21 protein-coding genes and 2 tRNA genes are annotated in these 22,294 nt (G+C 70.7%); 16 read left to right on the top strand and 7 right to left on the bottom strand.

The window, feature by feature from the left end; genetic code table 11:
- Positions 1-122: 122 nt before the first annotated feature.
- The 3 genes from IE260_RS17535 (at position 123) to IE260_RS17545 (ending at position 1,303) form a co-directional block, all read left to right on the top strand.
- On the top strand, positions 123-440 hold the full coding sequence (locus IE260_RS17535; RefSeq protein WP_189872876.1) for a hypothetical protein: 318 nt from the start codon (positions 123-125) through the stop codon (positions 438-440).
- Between the two features lie 174 nt (positions 441-614).
- Entirely contained in the window at positions 615-983 is a 369-nt protein-coding gene (locus tag IE260_RS17540) for a WhiB family transcriptional regulator (protein ID WP_188183286.1), read from the top strand.
- Positions 980-1,303: a putative WhiB-interacting protein gene (locus IE260_RS17545; RefSeq protein WP_189872878.1), complete on the top strand. Its 324-nt coding sequence runs from the start codon at positions 980-982 to the stop codon at positions 1,301-1,303. Before IE260_RS17540 ends, IE260_RS17545 begins: the two co-directional genes overlap by 4 nt.
- A gap of 129 nt (positions 1,304-1,432) precedes the next feature.
- Here IE260_RS17545 and IE260_RS17550 read toward each other — a convergent pair whose 3' ends face one another.
- Together IE260_RS17550 and IE260_RS17555 are read right to left on the bottom strand one after the other, a co-directional pair.
- The gene (locus IE260_RS17550; protein WP_189872881.1) at positions 1,433-2,803 is read right to left on the bottom strand and encodes an ABC1 kinase family protein; all 1,371 of its coding nucleotides are present in this window, start codon (positions 2,801-2,803) and stop codon (positions 1,433-1,435) included.
- Positions 2,796-4,010, bottom strand: coding sequence for a ThiF family adenylyltransferase (locus IE260_RS17555; RefSeq protein WP_189872883.1), 1,215 nt, complete (start codon positions 4,008-4,010; stop codon positions 2,796-2,798). Before IE260_RS17555 ends, IE260_RS17550 begins: the two co-directional genes overlap by 8 nt.
- A gap of 248 nt (positions 4,011-4,258) precedes the next feature.
- On the opposite strand from IE260_RS17555, the gene IE260_RS17560 reads away from it, so the two are divergent.
- The 4 genes from IE260_RS17560 (at position 4,259) to IE260_RS17575 (ending at position 8,205) form a co-directional block, all read left to right on the top strand.
- Positions 4,259-4,855 carry a M48 metallopeptidase family protein gene (locus IE260_RS17560; protein ID WP_189872885.1) on the top strand — a complete coding sequence of 199 codons (597 nt, stop codon included), beginning with the start codon at positions 4,259-4,261 and terminating at the stop codon, positions 4,853-4,855.
- Positions 4,856-4,995: 140 nt separating this feature from the next.
- Positions 4,996-6,738: a TerD family protein gene (locus tag IE260_RS17565; protein ID WP_189872887.1), complete on the top strand. Its 1,743-nt coding sequence runs from the start codon at positions 4,996-4,998 to the stop codon at positions 6,736-6,738.
- Between the two features lie 13 nt (positions 6,739-6,751).
- Positions 6,752-7,432 carry an AIM24 family protein gene (locus IE260_RS17570; protein WP_030974882.1) on the top strand — a complete coding sequence of 227 codons (681 nt, stop codon included), beginning with the start codon at positions 6,752-6,754 and terminating at the stop codon, positions 7,430-7,432.
- 17 nt (positions 7,433-7,449) lie between these two features.
- Complete coding sequence (locus IE260_RS17575; RefSeq protein ID WP_189872889.1) at positions 7,450-8,205, top strand: AIM24 family protein; 756 nt, start codon at positions 7,450-7,452, stop codon at positions 8,203-8,205.
- Between the two features lie 65 nt (positions 8,206-8,270).
- Here IE260_RS17575 and IE260_RS17580 read toward each other — a convergent pair whose 3' ends face one another.
- On the bottom strand, positions 8,271-8,786 hold the full coding sequence (locus tag IE260_RS17580) for an NUDIX hydrolase (protein ID WP_189872891.1): 516 nt from the start codon (positions 8,784-8,786) through the stop codon (positions 8,271-8,273).
- Positions 8,783-10,219: a zinc-dependent metalloprotease gene (locus IE260_RS17585; protein WP_189872893.1), complete on the bottom strand. Its 1,437-nt coding sequence runs from the start codon at positions 10,217-10,219 to the stop codon at positions 8,783-8,785. Before IE260_RS17585 ends, IE260_RS17580 begins: the two co-directional genes overlap by 4 nt.
- Positions 10,220-10,411: 192 nt before the next feature.
- On the opposite strand from IE260_RS17585, the gene IE260_RS17590 reads away from it, so the two are divergent.
- The 4 genes from IE260_RS17590 (at position 10,412) to IE260_RS17605 (ending at position 13,607) form a co-directional block, all read left to right on the top strand.
- A complete protein-coding gene (locus tag IE260_RS17590) occupies positions 10,412-11,533 on the top strand; it encodes an SDR family oxidoreductase (RefSeq protein WP_189872896.1) in 1,122 nt (373 codons plus the stop codon).
- 155 nt (positions 11,534-11,688) lie between these two features.
- Positions 11,689-12,150, top strand: coding sequence for a molybdenum cofactor biosynthesis protein MoaE (locus IE260_RS17595; RefSeq protein WP_189872898.1), 462 nt, complete (start codon positions 11,689-11,691; stop codon positions 12,148-12,150).
- 145 nt (positions 12,151-12,295) lie between these two features.
- Positions 12,296-12,460, top strand: coding sequence for a hypothetical protein (locus IE260_RS17600; protein WP_189872900.1), 165 nt, complete (start codon positions 12,296-12,298; stop codon positions 12,458-12,460).
- A gap of 52 nt (positions 12,461-12,512) precedes the next feature.
- Positions 12,513-13,607, top strand: coding sequence for a YlbL family protein (locus IE260_RS17605; RefSeq protein ID WP_189872902.1), 1,095 nt, complete (start codon positions 12,513-12,515; stop codon positions 13,605-13,607).
- A gap of 21 nt (positions 13,608-13,628) precedes the next feature.
- On the opposite strand, the gene IE260_RS17610 is transcribed toward IE260_RS17605, so the two are convergent.
- Positions 13,629-14,171, bottom strand: coding sequence for a PPA1309 family protein (locus tag IE260_RS17610; RefSeq protein ID WP_189872904.1), 543 nt, complete (start codon positions 14,169-14,171; stop codon positions 13,629-13,631).
- A 164-nt stretch (positions 14,172-14,335) separates the two neighbouring features.
- On the opposite strand from IE260_RS17610, the gene IE260_RS17615 reads away from it, so the two are divergent.
- From IE260_RS17615 to IE260_RS17630, 4 genes are all read left to right on the top strand, one after another.
- The gene (locus tag IE260_RS17615) at positions 14,336-17,260 is read left to right on the top strand and encodes a UPF0182 family membrane protein (protein ID WP_229880865.1); all 2,925 of its coding nucleotides are present in this window, start codon (positions 14,336-14,338) and stop codon (positions 17,258-17,260) included.
- 51 nt (positions 17,261-17,311) lie between these two features.
- Positions 17,312-17,385: transfer RNA gene (locus IE260_RS17620), tRNA-Met, on the top strand.
- Positions 17,386-17,614: 229 nt separating this feature from the next.
- Positions 17,615-19,438, top strand: a complete 1,824-nt coding sequence (locus IE260_RS17625) for a tetratricopeptide repeat protein (RefSeq protein ID WP_189872908.1) — start codon at positions 17,615-17,617, stop codon at positions 19,436-19,438.
- Between the two features lie 80 nt (positions 19,439-19,518).
- Positions 19,519-19,592 (top strand) — tRNA-Met (locus IE260_RS17630).
- Between the two features lie 152 nt (positions 19,593-19,744).
- Here IE260_RS17630 and IE260_RS17635 read toward each other — a convergent pair.
- Positions 19,745-20,161: a Fur family transcriptional regulator gene (locus IE260_RS17635; RefSeq protein ID WP_189872910.1), complete on the bottom strand. Its 417-nt coding sequence runs from the start codon at positions 20,159-20,161 to the stop codon at positions 19,745-19,747.
- Between the two features lie 144 nt (positions 20,162-20,305).
- Here IE260_RS17635 and IE260_RS17640 point away from each other — a divergent pair, with 144 nt between their 5' ends.
- A complete protein-coding gene (locus IE260_RS17640) occupies positions 20,306-21,757 on the top strand; it encodes a catalase (RefSeq protein ID WP_189872911.1) in 1,452 nt (483 codons plus the stop codon).
- Between the two features lie 75 nt (positions 21,758-21,832).
- Here the strand turns inward: IE260_RS17640 and IE260_RS17645 are convergent, their stop codons facing one another.
- Positions 21,833-22,237: a CBS domain-containing protein gene (locus IE260_RS17645; RefSeq protein ID WP_189872912.1), complete on the bottom strand. Its 405-nt coding sequence runs from the start codon at positions 22,235-22,237 to the stop codon at positions 21,833-21,835.
- Between the last annotated feature and the right edge of the window lie 57 nt (positions 22,238-22,294).

The following is a 22,294-nucleotide window of genomic DNA, read 5'->3' on the forward strand; positions in this document are numbered from 1 at the left end:
CCCCATAGGTTCTTGGACACGGGAGCAGCGGCCTTCCCGGAGGCCCTGAATCCGTGTTGTACTTGCATATCCGCGGACCGGTTCACCCCGGTCCCCCGAGACGCCGAGAGGAGGCGAGTCCAGTGATCAGCATCAACAGCAGCTCCATCGTCAAAATGACCGATCGCTCGGCCGTCTCCCTGTGCATGCTCGGCGTTTCCAACCCGGGCACCGGTCTGTCCGGCATTCCTGCCGTCCGTCCGGCGTCCTCCGCTGCCGCCGCGGGCCTTCCCGTCCGCGAGCGCAGCGAGCGACCGACCAAGGCACTGGAAGCAGCAGTAGTGGCACAGGCGCATGCCTATGCCTTTACGGCGACCGGTGCCGGATTCCGGAAGCAGACGACGCAGCACCACCTGATGTGGGCCTTCCGTGGGCCAGAACCCTGGAGTGATCCAGCCTGATCGCCGATCAGGCCGGCGCCTTCAGGGCCGCGGAACCCCATCCGGGATCCGCGGCCCTTCTGTTTTCCCCGAACGGGGGAGACAGCGCGAAGGAGCCTCGGGACAAGAAAAGAACCCGGTACCAAGCCGCCACCCGGCCGACCGGCCGGAACGACCAGACGAGGAAGACCAACCGTGCAACTCGAAGCGCACGCCCCGTCCGTACCGCCTTCCGACACGATCCCCAAGCCCGGCCTCACGGAGGACTCCACCTTGACCCCGCTCACCGCGCTCACCGCGCTCGACGACGCCATCGAGAACCTCGGCGTGCCCGTCCCGTGCCGTTCCTACGACCCGGAGGTCTTCTTCGCGGAGTCGCCGGCGGACGTGGAGTACGCCAAGTCCCTCTGCCGCACCTGCCCGCTGATCGAGGCCTGCCTCGCCGGCGCCAAGGAGCGGCGTGAGCCCTGGGGCGTCTGGGGTGGCGAGCTGTTCGTCCAGGGTGTCGTCGTCGCCCGGAAGCGGCCGCGTGGCCGCCCGCGCAAGAACCCGGTCACGGCATGAACACCGCAGGAACGATCGACCGCCCCCTCACGCACGACCCCAAGAAGCAGGCCCCGATGAAGCCGTCCACCGACGAGATCACAGGCTCCGCGCCTGAAGACTTCACCACCACCGGCGCGAAGGATTCGCGCCAGAACAGGACCCGAGAGATGCAACTCATCCCAGAAGCCCTGGCACGTGCGCATATGCACGAGCGCCTGCATGAGGCCGAGCGGGAGCGCCGGGCTCTGCGCCTGGTGACCGCCCGCCGGATGCAGCGCAGGGCGGAGCGCGCCTCGCTGCGCGCCCGGCGTGCGCTCGCCATGGCGGTCATGCAGTAACCGACCACACACCAGAAGCGGTGGCCTCCCGGCCAGGGAGGCGGAGCTCTCCCCGCGGGGGCCGGTACGTCCGAACGGGCCGGCCCCCGCGGCGCGTTCCGCCCGGCCGTGCCCGGCGGAACGCAGCACTCAGGCTTCCGCTGCCTTCTCCTGGTCCGCCGTCTCCTCCTCGGGAACGAACCCCGGCAGCCATTCCTCCAGCTCGGCCCGCAGCCGCACCGCGGCTCCCAGCTGGCACAGCACCCCGATCGTGCTCAGTGTCACCCGGTGGATCAGGAGATAGGCCGGGGGCAGGTTGAGCTGCTTGGCCAGTTGGTAAGCCGGAGAGCGGGGATCGGCGATCCGGGCCGCCTGGCTGCGCATCCAGCCGCGCGTGAAGGTGAATTCGTCGACCCGGGCCGGCTCGATGATCGGCAGGAGATAGTCGAGGACGGCGTCGGGGTCCAGCTCTATCGACTCCTTGACGAAGCCCTCCGCGCACAGCATCTCGTAGACGGCCTCAGCCTCGCCGTCGAGTGTCATGCGCAGGGCCTCGCCGATGGGTGTCGGCAGCCCGCCCGGGAGGCGGTCGACCGTGCCGAAGTCGAGGACGCCCAGACGCCAGTCCTCGTCACCGTCGGGCCCGCCGGGCAGCAGACGGAAGTTGCCCGGGTGCGGGTCCGCGTGCAGGAGGCCGGTGCGGGCCGGACCGGAGAAGAGGAAGTGGGCCAGCAGCTGACCGGCCCGGTCCCGCTGTTCCGGGGTGCCGTCCGCGATGATCTCCGACAGCGGTAGGCCGTCGATCCACTCGGTGATGAGGACCTGCTCGCACTGGTGGACGACGTCGGGCACGACGATGTCCGGGTCGTCCCTGAACTCCTCGGCGTGGGCCCGCTGGGCCTGCGCCTCCAGGTCGTAGTCCAGTTCCTCGGAGACCCGGTCCTTCAGCTCCGTGATCAGCGGCTTGATGTCCATGCCGGGGATCAGCGGGCCCAAGAGGCGGGCGAACCGGCTGAGTTGGTTCAGGTCGGAGAGCAGGGCCTCGCCGGCACCCGGGTACTGCACCTTGACCGCCACCTCACGGCCGTCGTGCCACACCGCCCGGTGCACCTGGCCGATCGAGGCCGCGGCGGCCGGCTTGTCCTCGAACTCCTCGAACAGGTCGTGCCAGTCCTCGCCGAGCCGCTCCTCGAGCACGGAGTGCACCGTGCGCGTCGGCATGGGCGGCGCCGCCTCCTGCAGCTTGGTCAGTGCCGCCCGGTAGGGGCCGGCGATCTCCTCGGGCAGCGCCGACTCGAAGACGGACAGCGCCTGGCCGAACTTCATCGCGCCGCCCTTGAGCTCGCCGAGCACCTTGAACAGCTGCTCGGCGGTGCGCTGCTGCAGCTGCTGGCCGACGATCTCCGCGGACTCGCCGACGATCCGCTTGCCGAGTCCCCAGGTCGCCCGTCCGGCGAAGCCGAGCGGGAGCGCGGCGAGCTTGGCGGTCCGGGTGACCGCCTTCCGGGGAAGATCAGACATGCGCCCTCCAAGTCCCAGCCGGCCGTGCGGCCCCTGCCCTGTGGCGTACTTCTGCCGACGGCCATTGCTCCGCCATTGTCTCGCGCCGATCCTCTTCTTCTGAGGTGTGTTCCTGCTTACCTTTCGCCGCGGCTCCGCACGGACACTCGGGGTGCGCCCGGACGGGCCGCGCGCACCAGTGCAGGCCGGGCAGCGCGGCCTCCCAGCGCGCACCACAGCTGGAGGGCGTGCGGCCGTCCAGGAAAGCGAGCGCGTGGGCGGCCGCCAGCCCTGCGACGGCCGTGGCCAGCGTGAGGTCGCAGGGACGCACTCGGCGCTGTCTGCCGGAGCGCCACTGCGCGACCAGGCGAGGCCAGGCCGGGTCCCGGTCGGTGCGGTCGGCGTGCAGGCAGCCGGCGCAGCCCGTCTCACCGGGCAGGACCAGGGGGCCGACGACACCGGTTCCCTCCACCACACCGGCATACAGATGGACCGTGCCCGTCGCCATGAAGGGTTCCGCGGCAAAGGGATCGGGAGCGTGCACGGCGACGTCGTCGCGCGGGGCGAGGACCACCAGGGAGAAGCCCGGGCCGCCGTCCTCCGGCGCCGTCGTGGGGACACGGCGCGGCGGACGGTCCGGGGCCGCCCGGCGTACGGCCCGGCGGGCCGACTCGTCCCGGCGGTCGCCGACGGCCTCGGCGGGCTGCCCGCCCGGCGCGACGTCCCACGGCTCGACCCGGCCGCCGTCGCGCACGTCGACCTGCCCGACGCCCGCGCCCGACAGCAGCGAGGCCAGGACCGCGCCCACCCGGCCCGCACCCCTGACCTGAACCCGCAGGGCACGCCGGGCGGCCAGGGACCTGAGCGCCTCGCCCGGTTCGCAGGTCGTCAGGGACAGCGAGGCCAGGTCGGGGCGGAGCCGGTCGAGGACCTGCTTCTTCTCCCGCAAGGCGTCGGCGTCCGGCCCACCGCCCCGGGAGTCGTCGAGGAGCCCGGCTCGTGCCAGGCGCTCCACCAGCCGGTCGACATGACCGTCCGGCAGATCCATGCGGCGCCCTTCCTCTCGCAGGAGCGCCGTGCCGCGCGTGCCGTTGAGCAGTTCCAGGAAACTGCCCGTGGCCGTGTCCACCGGGCCGAGCGTCAGCGCGTGCGCCGGCGTCATCCCGAACTGGACGGTGTTGAGATCGCGCCAGCCGCGCCTGAGCGCCGGCTTCACCATCGGATGCATGACAGGCCCCCCGTATGTCCGGTCCCGGAACGTCCCCGTGTGCCCGGCGGTGGTCGGTCGCATGGTCGGTCGTGGATCCGCCGGCGACTGCCAGCATGCCCGGCCGCGGCGCCGGGCGTCGAAAGTTGTCCACAAGCGGTGGGTATTCGTCGTACAAATCAGTCGCACACCGGAAAGGGCGGTGGCGGATCGGCACCGAACCTCCCCGGAGTCGGGACTTCCCCGGGTGCAGCGGGTAACGTCGGGGCGTGTCCGCCGACCCACTGCACCGTGCCGGAGCGCCACAGCGCACGCCGACGAATCCGCCGCCCAGCGGCTCGGGGGCGAGCGCGATCGAGGTCCGCAGGAGCACCCGCCGGCGCAGAACGGTGTCCGCGTACCGTGAGGGCGACCGCACGGTCGTCCTCATCCCCGCCCGCATGTCCAAGGCGGAGGAACAGCGCTGGGTGAGCGTCATGCTCGACAAGCTCGCCGCCCAGGAGAGCAAGCGGGTCCTCGGTGACGCCGAGCTGACCGAGCGCGCGGAGCGCCTGTCGGCCCAGTACTTCGACGGGCGAGCCCGGCCCGCCTCGGTCCGCTGGGTGACCAACCAGAACACACGCTGGGGTTCGTGCACCCCTGCCGAGGGAAGCATCCGTCTGTCGCACCGCCTGCAGGGCATGCCCGAGTACGTCATCGACTACGTCCTCCTGCACGAGCTGGCGCATCTGCTCGTTCCCGGGCACGGACCCCGTTTCTGGCGGCTGCTGGAGGCGTATCCGCGCACCGAGCGGGCCCGCGGGTACCTCGAGGGCGTCGTCGCCGCAGACCGGCTGCCGCACGTGCCGGGCGCCCGGAGCGAGTAGGCCGCGTCCGCTGCCTCGATGCGTCCGATACGGCCCCGCGCGGGTTCTGTACCGGGTCTGTACCGACATCGTCCGGTGTCCGACTTTGCCGTTAGCCTGGCGCGACGCACTCACACTCGGATGGGGGACGGTCGTTACGCATGGCCAGGGAATTCCAACGCGGCCACAAGGCCAGGATCAGTGACCTCACCTCGGGCACGGATCTGTACGTAGGCGTGCAGATCACCGGACCCGGGCTGAGCTTCGACATCAGCTGCTTCGGCCTCGACGCCGACGAACGGCTCACGGACGACCGGTACTTCGTCTTCTACAACCAGCCGAAGTCCCCCGAGGAGTCCATCCAGCTCCTGGGCGCCCAGGCGGGCGACACGGAGTCCTTCCGGGTCACGTTGGACAGGATCCCGCCGCAGATCAAGAAGCTCTCCTTCACGGCGACGATCGACGGCGCCGGGCAGATGTCGCAGGTGGGACCCGGGTACATCCGGATCGTCGCGGGCGGCGAGGAGGTGGCCCGGTACCCCTTCAACGGCTCGGAGTTCTCCACCGAGCGAGCCGTGATGCTGGGCGACTTCTACCTGAAGGACGTGTGGCGGTTCGCCGCCGTCGGACAGGGCTTCGACGGTGGTCTCGACGCGCTGCTGAAGAACTTCGGCGGCGAGGTGGCCGAGGAGGAGCCGCCCGCCCCGCAGCAGCCGCAGGCCGCCGCTCCGGGCTTCGCCCCGCCCGCGCAGGCCTCGCCGCCGCCCGCGTTCGCCGCCCCCGGAACCCCGGAACCGGCCCCCGTCCCGCAGCCCGCTCCGGCCCCCGCTCCGCAGGGCTTCGCGCCGCCGCCCGGCGCCACCCCGCCCCCCGCCCCGGCGCCCGACGTGCACGCCCAGCCGACCATCGTCGCGCCCATGCACACACCGCCCGCCGGCTCCCCGGTGCCGCCCCCGGCCCCGGCGCCCGCGCCGTACGGCCAGCAGCCGCCCTACGGCCAACCGGGCCAGCAGCCGCCGTACGGCCAGGGACCCGGCCAGACCGCCCCGCCGCCTCCCGGTTACGCCCAGCCGCCGGCGCCCCAGGCCCCTGCCCCGCCGCCCGGTTACGGTCAGCCGACCCCGCCCCCGGGCTACGGCCAGCAGGTCCCCCACGGTCAGCCACCCGTCCAGCACGGGCAGATCCCCGGCCAGCAGGCCCCTTACGGCGCGCCGCAGGGCGTGCCCCAGGGGGCGCCGCAGGGGGCCGGCGTGGCAGCCGCGCTCCAGCAGTTCCGGGAGACCGGCACCGGGCAGCGCTGGACGCAGCAGAACAAGAAGCTGGTCCGCGTCGACCTCGGGGTGGGCGGTCAGCCCGTACTGGCCCGGCAGGGCAGCATGGTGCTCTACCAGGGCAAGGTCGACTTCAGCTACAAGGGCGCCGGGTTCGCCGGCCGGGTCGTGGGCAACGCGACCGGCCAGGAGATGCAGCTGATGCGCTGTACGGGCAAGGGACAGGTGTTCCTCGCCGACAACTCCACGATGCTGCACCCCATCGAGCTCCAGGGCGACGCCGTGTGCGTCTCCGCGGAGAACGTCCTCGCCTTCGACGAGAGCCTCCAGTACGAGGTCCGCCGCATCGAGGGGCACGGCATCCCCGGGGGCGCGCTGTTCACGATGCAGTTCCAGGGAACGGGCACGATCGTCGTCAAGACGCACGGCATGCCCGTGGTGCTGCCGGTGACGCCCACCACCTTCGCCGACTGCAACGCCGTGGTCGCCTGGTCGGCCGCCGCCCAGGTGGTCGTCTCCAGCCAGGTGCGGATGCGTCGCAACTCCTACCCAGGCGACACGGGCGAGAGCGTCAACCTCCAGTTCCGGGCGGCGCCCGGCAACTTCGTCGTCGTCCAGCCGTACGAGATCTGAGGGAGAGCCCGACATGAACCAGCCGCTCGCGGGCTACGCCCCCGCACCCGTCACCGCCCGCATGGAGAACCACGGCAACCACATGCTGAAGGTCGCCATGCAGACCGGCAACGACCTCCTCGCGCGCGTGGGCTCGATGGTCGCCTACGAGGGGTTCGTGCAGTACGAGCCCAACCCGCCGGCCGTCCGCCAGATCGCGAAGGACTGGATGACCGGCGAGGGCGCGCCCCTGATGAAGTGCTCCGGCGACGGCCTGCTCTACCTCGCCGACTACGGTGCGAACGTCGTCGTCATCAACCTCAATGGCGACGGGATCTCTGTCAACGCCACCAACCTGCTCGCCTTCGACGCCCACCTCACCTGGGGGGTGGAGCGGGTCAAGGGGCTGGCGAAGTTCGCCGGACAGGGCCTGTGGAACACCAAGATCTCCGGACAGGGCTGGGTCGCGCTCACCTCCCGGGGCAAGCCGATCGTCGTCGACTGCGGCGGCGGCGAGGACGAGACGTACGTCGACCCGGACGCGCTCGTCGCCTGGTCCCCGAACCTCAAGGTGAAGGGCAAGCGCAGCTTCAAGGCGCAGTCGCTGATCGGCCGCGGCAGCGGCGAGGCCTACCAGATGGCCTTCTCCGGTCAGGGCATCGTCGTCGTCCAGCCCAGCGAGGACAGCACCGACCGCCTCCGGGTCCGGGGCTGAGGGGGAGACAGAACACCATGCAGAGCCCGCTTTTCGCCTACAACGACCAGCAGACCCAGGAACGCTGGAGCCTGCAGAACAAGCACATGCTCCGCGTCGCCCTGGAGGGCCACGACGACGTGCTCGCCCGCAAGGGCACGATGGTCGCCTACCAGGGGCTCGTCGAGTTCGACGCCGAGTACCAGAGCAACAGCCAGTCACGCTCGCGTGCGCACACCGGTGAGGGCCTGGACCTGATGCGCTGCCACGGACAGGGCACGGTCTTCTTCGCCAACCTCGCCCAGTACATCCACGTGATGGAGGTCGACCAGGAGGGGCTCACCGTCGACAGCAGCTATGTGCTGGCCATGGACTCCTCCCTGCACCACGAGGTCGTCGCCGTCGACAGCCTGTACGGCATCTCCGGCTCGGGGAAGTACCAGCTCAACATCACCGGCCGCGGCAGGGTCGCCCTGATGACCTCGGGCGCCCCGCTGCTGATGCAGGTGACGCCGGACAAGTACGTCAACTGCGACGCCGACGCGATCGTCGCCTGGTCCACGGGGCTGCGGGTGCAGATGCAGGCCCAGACGCACTCCTCCGGGGTCTGGCGGCGCCGCGGCAACACCGGTGAGGGCTGGGAGCTCAGCTTCATGGGCAGCGGCTTCGCCCTCGTCCAGCCCAGCGAGCTGCTGCCGCCGCAGAACGCCCAGATCGGGTCGGGCCTCGCCGCGCAGTACGGCATGGGCCAGCAGGGGGCCCGGGGGCAGAACCAGGGCAACGTCTGGAGCTGACCGTCGCCGGGAGCAGACGTCAGGGGCGGCCACCAGTGCGGCCGCCCCTCACCGGTTGCCGAGGCTCACAGCCTGGCGCGCGTGGCCTCCAGCAGGCGTACGACCGACCCGTCGGCCACGTCCGCGACCTCGTGGTAGGCGAACCAGCGCAGATCCAGGGACTCGTCGCTGATCGCCTCCACGGCACCCGTCGGGGCCACCGCGGCGTACTGGACGTCCAGGTGCCACGCACAGGGCGTGTGATGGCGGTCCAGTCGCACCGGACCGCCGGGCACCAGAGCCAGGTCCGGGATGCCGGACTCCTCGGTCCCCTCGCGCAGCGCGGCCGCCGCCAGTGTCGCGTCGCCGGGCTCGCAGTGGCCGCCCATCTGCAGCCACATGCGCAGCTTTCCGTGCAGGGTCAGCAGGACACGCTCGCGCGTCGGGTCGACCACCAGGGCGCTCGCCGTGATGTGACCGTCCCGGCAGGCCTTCCACAGGCCGTCGGGGTGGGCCGCCAGGTGGTCCAGATAGACCTGCCGCAGCTCGTCCTGGCCCTCGTAGTCCTTCAGGACCAGGACGGCGTCGTCATGGAGGCTCACTCGGCGTCGTCGCCCGTGTTCTTGTCCTCGCCCTCGTCCTTCTTCCTCAGGTCGGGCTTGCCCGCGGCCTCGCCGAGCATCTTGTCCAGCTCGGAGAAGTCCAGCTGCTCGCGGTGCACGAAACCGTCCGGGTCGTCCAGGTCGGTGGCCGTCGGCAGCATGTCCGGGTGGGCCCACAGGCCGTCCCGGCCGTCGACACCGCGCGCGTCCGTCAGCGACGCCCACAGGCGGGAGGCGTCACGCAGGCGGCGCGGGCGCAGCTCCAGGCCGATCAGCGTGGCGAAGGTCTGCTCGGCCGGGCCGCCCGAGGCGCGGCGGCGGCGCAGCGTCTCGCGCAGTGCGTCCGCGGACGACAGACGCGGCTTGGCGGCGGCGTGGACCACCGCGTCCACCCAGCCCTCGACGAGCGCCAGGGCCGTCTCCAGACGGGCCAGGGCCGCCTTCTGCTCGGGGGTGTCCTCCGGCTGGAACATGCCCTGCTGGAGGGCTTCCTGCAGCTGCTCGGGGTTCTGCGGGTCGAACTGGCCGACCACGTCCTCCAGCTTGGCCGTGTCGACCTTGATCCCGCGCGCGTAGCCGTCGACCGCGCCGAACAGGTGCGAGCGCAGCCACGGCACGTGCGCGAAGAGGCGCTGGTGGGCGGCCTCGCGCAGGGCGAGGTACAGCCGCACCTCCTCCTGCGGCACGCCGAGGTCCTTGCCGAACGCCTCGATGTTCGCCGGCAGCAGCGCGGCCCGGCCTGCCGGACCGAGCGGCAGACCGATGTCGGACGAGCCGACGACCTCGCCGGCGAGCACGCCGACGGCCTGCCCGATCTGCGTGCCGAACATGGCGCCCCCCATGGAGCGCATCATGCCGATCAGCGGGCCGGCCATGGCCTGCATCTCCTCGGGCAGCACATCGCCCATGGCGTTGCCGACGCGCTCGGCGACCGGGTCCACGAGCTCCTGCCAGGCGGGAAGGGTCGCCTCGACCCACTCCGCGCGGCTCCAGGCCACCGCGGAGCCCGCGCCGGAGGGCAGGGCGGTCGCGTCGTCCAGCCACAGGTCCGCCAGGCGGACGGCCTCCTGGACGGCGCTGCGCTCGGCGGGGCCGACGCTGGCGTCCTTGGTGCCGTTCGGGGCGCCCTGGGCGACGGTCTGGCGGGCGATCTGCTTGGCCATGTCCCAGTTCACCGGACCGCCCTCGTAGGAGAGCATCTGGCCCAGCTGCTGGAACGCGGCGCCCAGGTCGGTGGGGTTCAGCGAACCGAACATGGCAGCGAACGGATTGTCCGCACCGGGGCCGCCCGGGCCTCCGGCTCCGGGCAGCCCGAAACCGAACGGGTTGGCAGGTCCCTGACCACCGCCGCTCTGCTGGTCCTTCTTCTTGCCCTCGTCGCCGTCGTCCGGCTCCTCCGGCGGAAGGCCGAATCCGAATGGGGTGTCACTCACGGGGTTCCTCGGCTGGTAGGGCCGCCGGTTCTTTCCGGCGGCACGGCTGCCCGACATCACCACCCAGCGTAGACACCCCGGGCGGTTCGGGCCTCGGTGCTTCGCCGACTGACGGCCTGCGGCAGGATGGATGCCACCTGGTACGTACGCGTCGCTCGCGCCCGTACAGAAGACAACCGCTGGAGACGCCCGGTGAGTTCCCCAGATCCGCAGGTTCGCGCAGCGCGAAACCAGTCAACCAGTTCCGTCGGCCCCAACGCCCGCGGACCCGTAGTCGCGGTCACCGGTGCCGCGACCGGCGTCGGCGCGCTGCTCACCGAGCGGCTGGCCGCGTCGGACGAGATCAAGCAGGTCCTCGCCATCGACGAGCGGCGCGGCGAGTGCGCAGCGGCGCAGTGGCACATCCTGGACGTACGGGATCCGGCCATCGCCGACAAGCTGCGCGGGGCGGACGTGGTGGTGCACCTGGCGCTCGACCTCGACCTGGAGACCGACGGTGCCGCCAGGACCGCTTACAACGTCCGGGGGACGCAGACCGTTCTGACCGCGGCCGCGGCCGCCGGCGTCCACCGGGTCGTGCTGTGCACGTCCTCGATGGTCTACGGGGCGTTGCCGGACAACGAGCTGCCGCTGTCGGAGGACGCCGAGCTGCGGGCCACGGCCGAGGCGACCGGGGTCGGGGACCTGCTGGAGATCGAGCGGCTGGCGCGGCGGGCTCCGCGGGCGCATCCGGGGCTGAACGTCACCGTGGTGCGTCCGGCGGTGCTGGTGGGAGGCACCGACACCGCGCTCACCAGGTATTTCGAGTCGCCTCGCCTGCTCGTCGTGGCCGGCTCGCGGCCCGCCTGGCAGTTCTGCCACGTCGAGGACCTGTGCAGCGCCCTGGAGTACGCCGTACTGGAGAAGGCCGAGGGCGAGCTGGCCGTCGGCTGTGACGGATGGCTGGAGCAGGAGGAGGTCGAGGAGCTCAGCGGGATCCGGCGGATGGAGCTGCCGTCGGCGGTCGCGCTGGGCGCGGCGGCCCGGCTGCACCGGATCGGGCTGACGCCCTCGCCGGCCGGGGACCTGGCGTACACGATGTACCCCTGGGTGGTGAGCGGCAGCCGGCTGCACGACGCCGGGTGGCGGCCGAAGTACACCAACGAGGAGGTGCTCGCGGAGCTGCTGGAGGAGGTCTCCGGTCGGCACACGGTCGCCGGTCGCCGCCTCGGGCGGAAGGACGCGACGGCGGCGGGTGCCGCGGGAGCGACGGTGGCGCTGCTCGGTGCCGCCGCGGTGGTCCGGCGGGCACGCAAGGCCCGGCGACGGATCTGAGGCGGGCTTCCGCCGAACGGGTCACCTTCTCCGTCCGAGCCTTCTCCGTCCGAGCCGCGCGGACGGCCGCCTGTAGGAGGCTCCAAAGCGGTACGCGCGCGTGCCGGGTGATAGCGCTATTCCGCCTCGTCCGGGCCGTGGGGCACGATGGACCCATGGCATCCACGAACGACCACCCCGGCGAGCAGGCGGCGCCGGACCCCGTCAAGCTGATCGGCATCCGGGAGACGCCCCTCTCCGTGGACGAGGTCTTCCGGGCCGTCGGCGACGACGCGTCCGGGGGGACCGCACTGTTCGTGGGAACCGTGCGGAACCACGACGGGGGCGCCGACGTCGACCGGCTCGGGTATTCCTGCCACCCCAGTGCCGAGGCCGAGATGCGGCGCATCGCCGAGAAGGTGGTCGCGGAGTACCCGGTGCGGGCGCTGGCCGCCGTGCACCGTGTGGGGGACCTGGAGGTCGGGGATCTCGCCGTCGTCGTCGCCGTGTCCTGTCCGCACCGGGGCGAGGCGTTCGACGCGTGCCGGAAGCTGATCGACGACCTGAAGCACGAAGTGCCCATCTGGAAGCACCAGACCTTCTCCGACGGGACCGAGGAGTGGGTCGGCGCCTGCTGAGCGTCACACCGTCACCCGTGGCGTCCCCCTGTCGCCCGCTGTCCCTCCGGTTGCGTAACCGCCCCCCCGGCGTGAGCGTTGTCACTGCAGATGGTTAATCTGCTGATCAGTCAGTCGCGGACGCTCATGGGGTTGGGAGGTCGGCATGGCGGCGCTCGCCTGGTTGCTGATTCCGCTTGTGGCTGCTGTCGTCGCGGGTCTGTGGGGCAGTTGGGCCAACCGGACGCGCAAGGTACGCAGTGACGGTCCCGAGCTCGACGGGTACGCCCGGTTCCGCGAAGCCATGGAGAGGTCCCGCACGGGCGCCTGACGGGAGGCCGCCCTGACGGTGTTCCGACAGCCGCGTCCCGTACTGTCGTGCCATGCCACGCCGCACCGCGACGATGCTCGCCTCCACCCTGATGCTGATCGCGCTCCTGTGCGCGGGAGTCTTCATCCCCGTGCCGTACGCGGAGATGTCCCCGGGGCCGACGGTGAACACGCTCGGGGACCACGACGGTGAGCCGGTGCTGCAGATCTCGGGGCACAAGACCTATGAGACGAGCGGGCATCTGAACATGACCACCGTCCGGGTCACCAGCGCCGACTACCGGATGAACCTCGTGGAGGCCGTCTACGGCTGGCTGGCGCACGACAACCGGGTGGTCCCGCACGACACCCTCTACCCCGACGGCAAGACCGAGGAAGAGGCCACCCAGGAGAACGCCGAGGAGTTCAGCCAGTCCCAGGAGAGCGCCAAGGTCGCCGCCCTGAAGGAGCTCGACATCCCGGTGAAGTCCTGGGTGGTCGTCTCCACGGTCGTCAAGGACTCCCCGGCCGAGGGCCGGCTGCACGCCGGCGACGTGATCAAGGCCGTGGACGGCAGGACGGTCGGGGAGCCCGGCGACGTCGCCGATCTGGTGACCGAGCACAAGCCCGGACAGGACGTCGTCTTCACGGTCGTGCCCGCCAAGGAGCAGGCCGCCGCGGAGAAGGAGAACCGGACGCCGACGAAGACCGAGGAAGTGACGATCACCACGACGACCTCGGACGACGCCGGTGAGAAACGCGCCGTCGTCGGCATCTCCGCCGGGACCGACCACACGTTCCCGTTCTCCATCGACATCAAGCTCGCCGACGTCGGCGGTCCCAGCGCCGGCCTGATGTTCGCGCTCGGCATCTACGACAAGCTCACCCCGGGCAGCCTCACCGGCGGCAAGTTCGTCGCCGGCACCGGCACCATCGACGACGCGGGCAAGGTGGGCCCGATCGGCGGCATCGGGATGAAGACCCTGGGCGCGCGCAGCAAGGGCGCCCAGTACTTCCTGACACCCGCCGACAACTGCGCGGCCGCCGCCGCGGACATCCCCGAGGGGCTCACCCTGGTCAAGGTGGACACCATCGACGACGCCCTCGGCGCCCTGAAGGACATCCGCTCGGGGAAGACCGGCGACCTGCCGAAGTGCACGACGAAGTAGCCGGACCGAGCGGTCCTGCGGCTACTCCTCGAACGTCGCCGTCAGGGCCTGGGCCAGGCCCGGCACCAGATCGGAGCCCGTGAGGACCTCCGTGGGGGAGTCCTTCTCGCGCAGCCGCAGGGCCGACTCACGGGTGCCGTCGCGCAGCACCGCCACCGTCATGCGGACCTCCTGGCGGTCCGGGTGCTCCGCCACCCACTGGGCGAGCTTGGCCTCGTCCAGGCCGCCGGGCACCTGCGCCTCGGCGGACGGCGGCAGCATCAGCCGCTCCACGGCGAGCGCGCAGCCGGCCACCGCGTCCGGCCAGGCGATCGTGCCCAGGAACTCGTCCAGCGGCTGATCCGTTGGAATCTCGTCCTGCTCGATCGGGGTCAGGCCGGAGGTCTCCGGCTCGTCCGGAAGACCGAGCCGGTCCGCGAGCGTGGGCTGCTCGGCCCGCAGCCGTGCGGTGTCTACAAGTGCGAAGAGGCGTGCGGGCTGGTCCCAGCCGAGGCCGGAGACGTACTCGTCGATCTCGAGTACGGCCCGGGTGAGCGGGCTCGCTGCCATGGGGGTGTTGGACATGGTCACAATCCTGCCTCGTTCCTGGCCCGAATCGGGAACCGAGTAAACGATGAGTAAGTTGCATAGGTGTGGGCCCACGATGACGGGGGCGCACGGGGGGCCCACGAACCCGAGGGCCTGACGGATCAACAGCGAACTTCGAGGTGCGCACCTTGGCTTTCCAGATGCCGGACCGCGGCGGAGGCCCGACAGGGCCGCGGATGAGAGTGGGACGCCCGTCCCGGCGTGTCCGGACCCTGCTGATGACGCTTGGTGTCCTTGCCGTGCTCGGCATGGCGTTCACCATGTTCGCGGGCTTCTGGACGGACTGGCTGTGGTACCGGTCGGTCCACTACTCGTCGGTGTTCACGACGACCCTGTGGACCAAGATCGGGCTCTTCTTCGTCTTCGGTCTGCTCATGGCGCTCGCCGTCGGGTTCAACATCTGGCTCGCCCACCGGCTGCGTCCGCCGCTGAGCGCCATGTCGATGGAGCAGCAGAACCTCGACCGGTACCGGATGGGCATCGCCCCGTACAAGAAGTGGCTGCTGCTCGGCATCACCGCCCTGGTCGGCCTGATCGCCGGCGCCTCGGCGTCCAGCCAGTGGCGGACCTGGCTGATGTGGGTCAACGGCGTGCCCTTCGGACAGAAGGACCCCCAGTTCAAGCTGGACGTCTCCTTCTACGCCTTCGACCTGCCCTGGTACCGGTTCCTGCTCGGCTTCGGCTTCGCCGCCGCGATCCTCTCCGTGATCGCCGCCGCGCTCACCCACTACCTGTACGGCGGACTGCGCATCACCAGCCCGGGCGCCCGCGCCACGGCCGCCGCCACCGGGCACCTGTCGGTGCTCCTCGGCGTCTTCGTCGCGCTGAAGGCGGTCGCCTACTGGCTGGACCGGTACGGGCTGGCGGTGAAGTCCAGCGACTTCAAGGCCACCGACAACTGGACGGGCCTGCGCTACGTCGACGCCAACGCCTACCTGCCGGCCAAGACGATCCTCTTCTGCATCGCCGTCATCTGCGCGCTGCTGTTCTTCGCCACCCTGTGGCGGCGGACCTGGCAGCTGCCTGTGATCGGCTTCGGCCTGATGGTGCTGTCGGCGATCCTCATCGGCGGCCTGTACCCGGCGCTCGTGCAGAAGTTCCAGGTCCAGCCGAACGAGCAGGCCAAGGAAGCGCCGTACGTCGAGAAGAACCTCAACGCCACGCGTGAGGCGTACGGCATCGAGGGCACGCAGGTCACCGAGTACTCCGGCAAGGGCAACAGCGACGACAAGGCCAAGCTCCGCGACGACGCCGACGCCACGGCGTCCATCCGGATCATGGACCCCAACATCGTCTCGCCGACGTTCCAGCAGCTCCAGCAGATGCGGAACTACTACGCGTTCCCGAACAACCTGGACGTCGACCGGTACTCCAAGGACGGCAAGGACCAGGACACGGTCATCGGCCTGCGCGAGCTGAACCTCGCCGGCATCCCGAAGAAGAACTGGATCAACAACCACTTCCGTTACACCCACGGCTACGGCGTGGTGGCGGCCAAGGGCACCGAGGTCGACTCCGAGGGCCGCCCGGTCTTCACCGAGTCCAACCTGCCGTCCAAGGGCGACCTGCCCAGGTACGAGCAGCGGATCTACTACGGCGAGAAGACCAACACGTACTCGATCGTCGGCGGTCCCCAGAAGGAGATCGACTACTCCGACGACAGCGGTGAGAAGACCACCAGCTACAAGGGCGACGGCGGGGTGGACCTGTCCAACCCGATCAACCGGGCCGCGTACGCGGTGGCGTTCAGCGAGCCGCAGATCCTGTACTCCGGTGCGATCGGCGACGGGTCGAAGATCCTGTACAACCGCACGCCCAAGGAGCGCGTCGAGGCGGTCGCCCCATGGCTGACCATCGACGGCGACGCCTATCCGGCGGTGGTGGACGGCCGCATCCAGTGGATCGTCGACGCGTACACCACGACGAACGGCTATCCGTACGCCTCCCGTACGACGCTCGGCAGCACCACGGCCGACTCGCTGACCGCCAGCAACGACTCACGCGCGGTCGTGGCCCAGCAGAACCAGGTCAACTACATCCGCAACTCGGTGAAGGCGACCGTCGACGCGTACACCGGCGACGTCAAGCTCTACCAGTGGGACACCAAGGACCCGGTCCTGAAGACCTGGATGAAGGCGTTCCCCGACACGGTGGAGGCCAAGAGCGAGATCTCCGACGCGCTGATGGCGCATCTCCGCTACCCGCAGGACCTGTTCAAGGTCCAGCGCGAGCTGCTCACCCGCTACCACGTGAAGGACGCGGAGACGTTCCTCAGCGGCAGCGAGGTGTGGCAGGTGCCGGACGACCCGACCAACAAGTCGGGCAACGCGGTGCCGCCGTACTACCTGAGCATGAAGATGCCCGACCAGGAGCAGCAGGCGTTCTCGCTCACGACGACGTTCACGCCCAACGGACGTGACAACCTCAGCGCCTTCATGGCGGTCGACGCCGAGGCGGGCACCAGCGGCTACGGCAAGATCAGAATCCTGAAACTGCCGACGAGCACGACCGTCGACGGACCCAAGCAGGTCCAGAGCCAGTTCAACTCCGAACAGGACATCGCCGAGTCGATCAGGCTGCTGAGAGGCGGCGACTCGGAGGTCGAGTACGGCAACCTGCTGACGGTGCCGCTCGACGGAGGGCTGCTGTACGTGGAGCCGGTCTACGTACGCGGTGGCGGACTCAAGTACCCGTTGCTGCGGAAGGTCCTGGTGACCTACGGAGGCAACACCGCCTTCGAGAACACGCTCGACGAGGCCCTCAACAAGGTCTTCGGAGCGGAGGGTTCGGCGGCCGAGCCGCCCAAGGAGGACGGGGACACCACCAAGCCGCCGCCGACGTCCACCAACCCGACGGTCCAAGAGGCGCTGAACGACGCCCAGAAGGCCTTCGAGGCCGGCCAGGAGGCCCTGAAGGAGAACGACTGGACGGCGTACGGCGAGGCGCAGAAGGACCTCGAGGACGCCCTGCGGCGGGCCGAGGAAGCACAGGCCAAGGCCGACGAGAGCGGTAAGAACGGGGACGGCGGGGCCAGTCCCGGTCCGACCCCGACCGACGGCGGATGATCATGCCGAGCCGCTCCGCCCCGCGCCGTGATACGGTTGTGAACACAACGGCGCGGGGTGGAGCAGCTCGGTAGCTCGCTGGGCTCATAACCCAGAGGTCGCAGGTTCAAATCCTGTCCCCGCTACTGGTGTCGTTCGCAGTTCGCGAGTGACGGCAAAGGCCCGGATCCCTCAAGGGATCCGGGCCTTTGTGATGTGCGAACGCATGTGCTGGCACAGGTGACGGCCGCGCCGACAACGGGAGTTGGGGGATCTGTGTTTGACTTGTCTCCCTGTGGGCATGTCGACAAAACGCTGAAGTGACCTCAATGGCTGCGGTATACCTGATGTACCCAGGTTGCAGGTGGTGCGACGATGGACGTTATGGGGGACAAGGCAAATCTGTTCGGAACAGGGCGTTTTGCGCAGCCCTCCGGTCGGGAGGAGACCGGGGACGAGGCCCAGGAAGCCGCCGACGAGGCCGCCGAGGAAGTACGCCAGAGGCTTGCCGCCGAGGCCGGTGACGTCGAGGCGATGAGCGTCCTCGGGGCGATGCTGCTGCGCCGCGGCGATCTCGACGGAGCCGAGTCCCACCTGCGTGCCGCCACCGCCGCCGGCGACCGGGCCGCCGCCAACAACCTCGGTGTCCTGCTGCACCAGCGCGGGTACGCCGACGAGGCAGCCGGATGGTGGCGGATCGCAGCCGTCGCCGGATCCGCCGCGGCCGCCCACGCGCTGGGACGGCACTTCCGCGAGCGCGGGGACGAGCCCGCCGCCGAGTACTGGCTGCGCCAGTCCGCCGAGCAGGGACACGCGCTGGGCGCCTACGCGCTCGCCGACCTGCTGGAGCACCGTGGAGACCCGGGGGCCGAGAAGTGGATGCGGGCCGCGGCCGAGCAGGGGCACCGGGAGGCCGCGTACCGGCTGGCGCGGACGCTGGACCGGCGGTCCACGCGGGAGTCCGACGGCGACGGGGGCGCCGGAACCACCGCGGCGGCCGAGGCCGAGCAGTGGTACCGGCAGGCCGCCGCCCGCGGTCACCGCAGGGCGGCACTGCACCTCGGGGCGATCCTGGAGAAGCGGGGCGAGCTCAAGGAGGCCGGGCGCTGGTACCTGACGTCCGCCAAGGACGGCGAGGCGCGCGCCGCATGCGCGCTGGGCTTCCTGCTGCGCGACGCCGGCGACGGTGAGAGCGCCGCCGTGTGGTGGCTGCGGGCCGCGCAGGACGGGGACGGCAACGCGGCCAACGCGCTCGGCGCGCTGCACGCCGAGCGCGGCGAGACCCAGACCGCCGAGCGGTGGTACCGGGCGGCGATGGACGCCGGGGACGACAACGGCGCCTACAACCTAGGTCTGCTCTGCGCCGAGCAGGGACGGACCGCGCAGGCCGAGCAGTGGTACCGGCGCGCGGCGTACGCCGGACACCGCGAGGCCGCGAACGCGCTCGCGATCCTGCTGCTGAGGAGCGGGGACGAGACCGGTGCCGAGCCGTGGTTCTCCAAGGCCGCGGAGGCGGGAAGCGTCGACGCGGCCTTCAACCTCGGCATCCTGCACGCAGGGCGGCGCGAGGACCGGGCGGCGCTCAGGTGGTACGAGCAGGCGGCGGCCGCCGGGCACACGGAGGCGGCGCTGCAGGTCGGAATGGCTCGGCTGCGGGCCGGCGACGAGCGGGACGCGGAGCGCTTCCTGCGGTGCGCCGCGGGGGGCGGCAGCGCGGAGGCCGCGTACCGGCTGGCGACCCTGCTCGACGCACGCCGGCCGCCGGCGCCCGCGCACGAGCTGGGCGAGAGCGCGCACGAGAGGACCGAGTGCGAGGAGTGGTACGAGCGGGCGGCCTCCCAGGGGCACCGCCGGGCCCAGGTGCGGGTCGGGATGCTGGCCGCGGCCCGGGGGGACGTCATCGACGCGGCGCGCTGGTACCGGGAGGCGGCCGAGGCCGGCTCCCGCAACGGCGCGTTCAACCTGGGGCTGCTGCTGGCCCGGGAGGGGAGCGAGCCGGAGGCCGTCGTCTGGTGGAGACGGGCGGCCGACGCCGGGCACGGACGGGCGGCGCTGCGCCTCGCCCTGGTCTGTGCCCGCCGGGGGGACCTGGCCGAGGGGCAGCGGTGGGCCGACCGGGCGGTGTCGCTGGGGCCCGGGGAGGTGGCGGAGCGGGCGGCGCGGTTGCGGGACGCGTTGCGGGAAGAGCTGTCGGCGTAGCGCGGGTCGGGGCCGGGTCGGCGTGCGCAACAGGAGATTTGCTTCTGGACGTGCCCTTGACGTAATGTTGCATTCACCGACGCGGGGTGGAGCAGCTCGGTAGCTCGCTGGGCTCATAACCCAGAGGTCGCAGGTTCAAATCCTGTCCCCGCTACTGAAGGCCGAGGGTCGGAATCCGAAAGGGTTCCGGCCCTCGGTGCGTTCGGCGGTCACGGCCCGCACGCCCTGGCGTCGTCGCGGCCGCCGCACTCGGCGCGGAAAGCCCCGGCACCGAGAGGTGCCGGGGCTTTCCGCGAAAGCTGGGGCTTACGCCGACGCGCAGTTGGGGCAGGTGCCGCGGTACGTCACCTCGACGTCCGAGACCGTGAAACCGAAGCGCTCGGAGTCGGGGAGATCGGCCAGCGGGTTGCCGGTCGGGTGCACGTCCCGGATCGCGCCGCACTGGGCGCACACCAGGTGGTGGTGCGGCCGGTGCGCGTTCGGGTCGTACCGCTTGGCGCGCTTGTCGGTCGCGACCTCGAGCACCTCACCGAGCGTGACCAGTTCGCCCAGGGTGTTGTACACGGTCGCCCGGGAGATCTCGGGGAGCTTCGCCACGGCCCGGGCGTGCACCTCGTCGGCCGTCAGATGGACGTGTTCGCCGTCGAGGACCTCGGCCACCACGCGCCGCTGCGCGGTCATGCGCCATCCGCGTCCACGCAGCCGTTCCAGAAGGTCACTCATACAGACCAGCCTAACAGCAAGGGGGACCAGGTCCCGAACGGGTGTGACTTTGGAGTCTTACTTGACTTAGACATTGTCCATTGTAGGATCGGGATCGGCATTAGCCAAGGGACAGGTATTGCAGGAATGGCGCAGGAGGCCCACGTGACTCAGGGACCGCTCACTACGGAAGCCGGTGCTCCGGTAGCCGACAACCAGAACAGCGAGACCGCGGGCGTCGGCGGCCCCGTGCTCGTCCAGGACCAGCTCCTCCTGGAGAAGCTGGCCCACTTCAACCGTGAGCGCATTCCGGAGCGTGTGGTGCACGCCCGTGGCGCGGGCGCCTACGGCACCTTCACGGTCACCGCCGACGTCACCAAGTACACGAGGGCGAAGTTCCTCTCCGAGATCGGCAAGCAGACGGAGACCTTCCTGCGCTTCTCGACCGTGGCCGGCAACCTGGGTGCGGCGGACGCCGTCCGCGACCCGCGCGGCTTCGCGCTGAAGTTCTACACCGAAGAGGGCAACTACGACCTCGTCGGCAACAACACCCCGGTGTTCTTCATCAAGGACGCCATCAAGTTCCCGGACTTCATCCACACCCAGAAGCGCGACCCGTACACCGGTTCGCAGGAGGCGGACAACGTCTGGGACTTCTGGAGCCTTTCGCCCGAGTCCACGCACCAGGTGACCTGGCTGTTCGGTGACCGCGGCATCCCGGCGTCCTACCGCCACATGGACGGCTTCGGCTCGCACACCTACCAGTGGAACAACGAGGCCGGCGAGGCCTTCTGGGTCAAGTACCACTTCAAGACGGACCAGGGCATCAAGAACCTGACCGCCGAGGAGGCCGCCAAGCTGGCCGGTGAGGACCCCGACTCCCACCAGCGCGACCTGCGCGAGGCCATCGAGCGCGGCGACTACCCGTCCTGGACCGTCGGCGTGCAGATCATGCCGGTGGCCGAGGCGGCGAAGTACCGCTTCAACCCGTTCGACCTGACCAAGGTGTGGCCGCACGCGGACTACCCGGTCATCGAGTTCGGCAAGCTGGAGCTCAACCGCAACCCGGAGAACATCTTCGCCGAGGTCGAGCAGTCGATCTTCTCCCCGGCGCACTTCGTGCCCGGCATCGGCCCGTCCCCGGACAAGATGCTCCAGGGCCGCCTCTTCGCCTACGGCGACGCCCACCGGTACCGCGTCGGCATCAACGCCGACCACCTGCCGGTGAACCGCCCGCACGCCACCGAGGCGCGCACCCACTCCCGTGACGGCTACCTGTACGACGGCCGCCACAAGGGCGCGAAGAACTACGAGCCGAACAGCTTCGGCGGCCCGTTCCAGACGGACCGGGCGCTGTGGCAGCCGGTCGCGGTCACCGGTGTCACCGGCGACCACGAGGCTCCCTCGCACGCCGAGGACAACGACTTCGTGCAGGCGGGCAACCTCTACCGCCTGATGACGGACGAGGAGAAGGAGCGCCTGATCAACAACCTGGCGGGCTCCATCTCGCAGGTCTCGCGCGAGGACATCGCCGAGCGCGCGATCAACAACTTCCGCCAGGCGGACGGCGACTTCGGCAAGCGGCTGGAGGCCGCGGTCCAGGCCCTGCGCGGCTGACGTCCAGCACTGGACCGCTTGTCGTGGCGGCGGGCCGGATCCCCGGGGACGGGGGTCCGGCCCGTTCGTGCGTCGTCAGGCGGTCACGGCTGCCTCGGACTGCTGCCGTGCCGGCGTCCAGCAGCGGATGATGTCGCGGACCGAGACGATGCCGGCGGGCTCACCCCGGTCGAGGACGATCAGGTGGCGGAACCCGCCGTGTGCCATCGCCCGTGCCGCCTCCTCCACGGTCCAGGACGGCGCCGCGAACACGACGTCGGTGGTGGTGTGGGCGTGGGCGCGCTCGGTGTCCGGGTCCTGGCCCAGGCCGACGGAGACGAGGACGTCGCGTTCGGTGAGGATGCCGATACCGCCGGCGTCCGGGTCGTGGACCACGGCCGCGCCGACGCGGCGGGCGGACATCAGGGCGGCGGCCTGACGCAGGGTGTGGGTGGGGCCGATGGTGAGGACGACCGTGCTCATGGCTTCGTGGACGAGCATGGATGGAGCCACCTCCTGCCGAACCCATGACTTAGTTCATGGATTCACAAATTCACA

Origin of the sequence: Streptomyces viridiviolaceus (assembly GCF_014650995.1) — a bacterium.
In the GTDB taxonomy this organism is placed as follows: domain Bacteria; phylum Actinomycetota; class Actinomycetes; order Streptomycetales; family Streptomycetaceae; genus Streptomyces; species Streptomyces viridiviolaceus.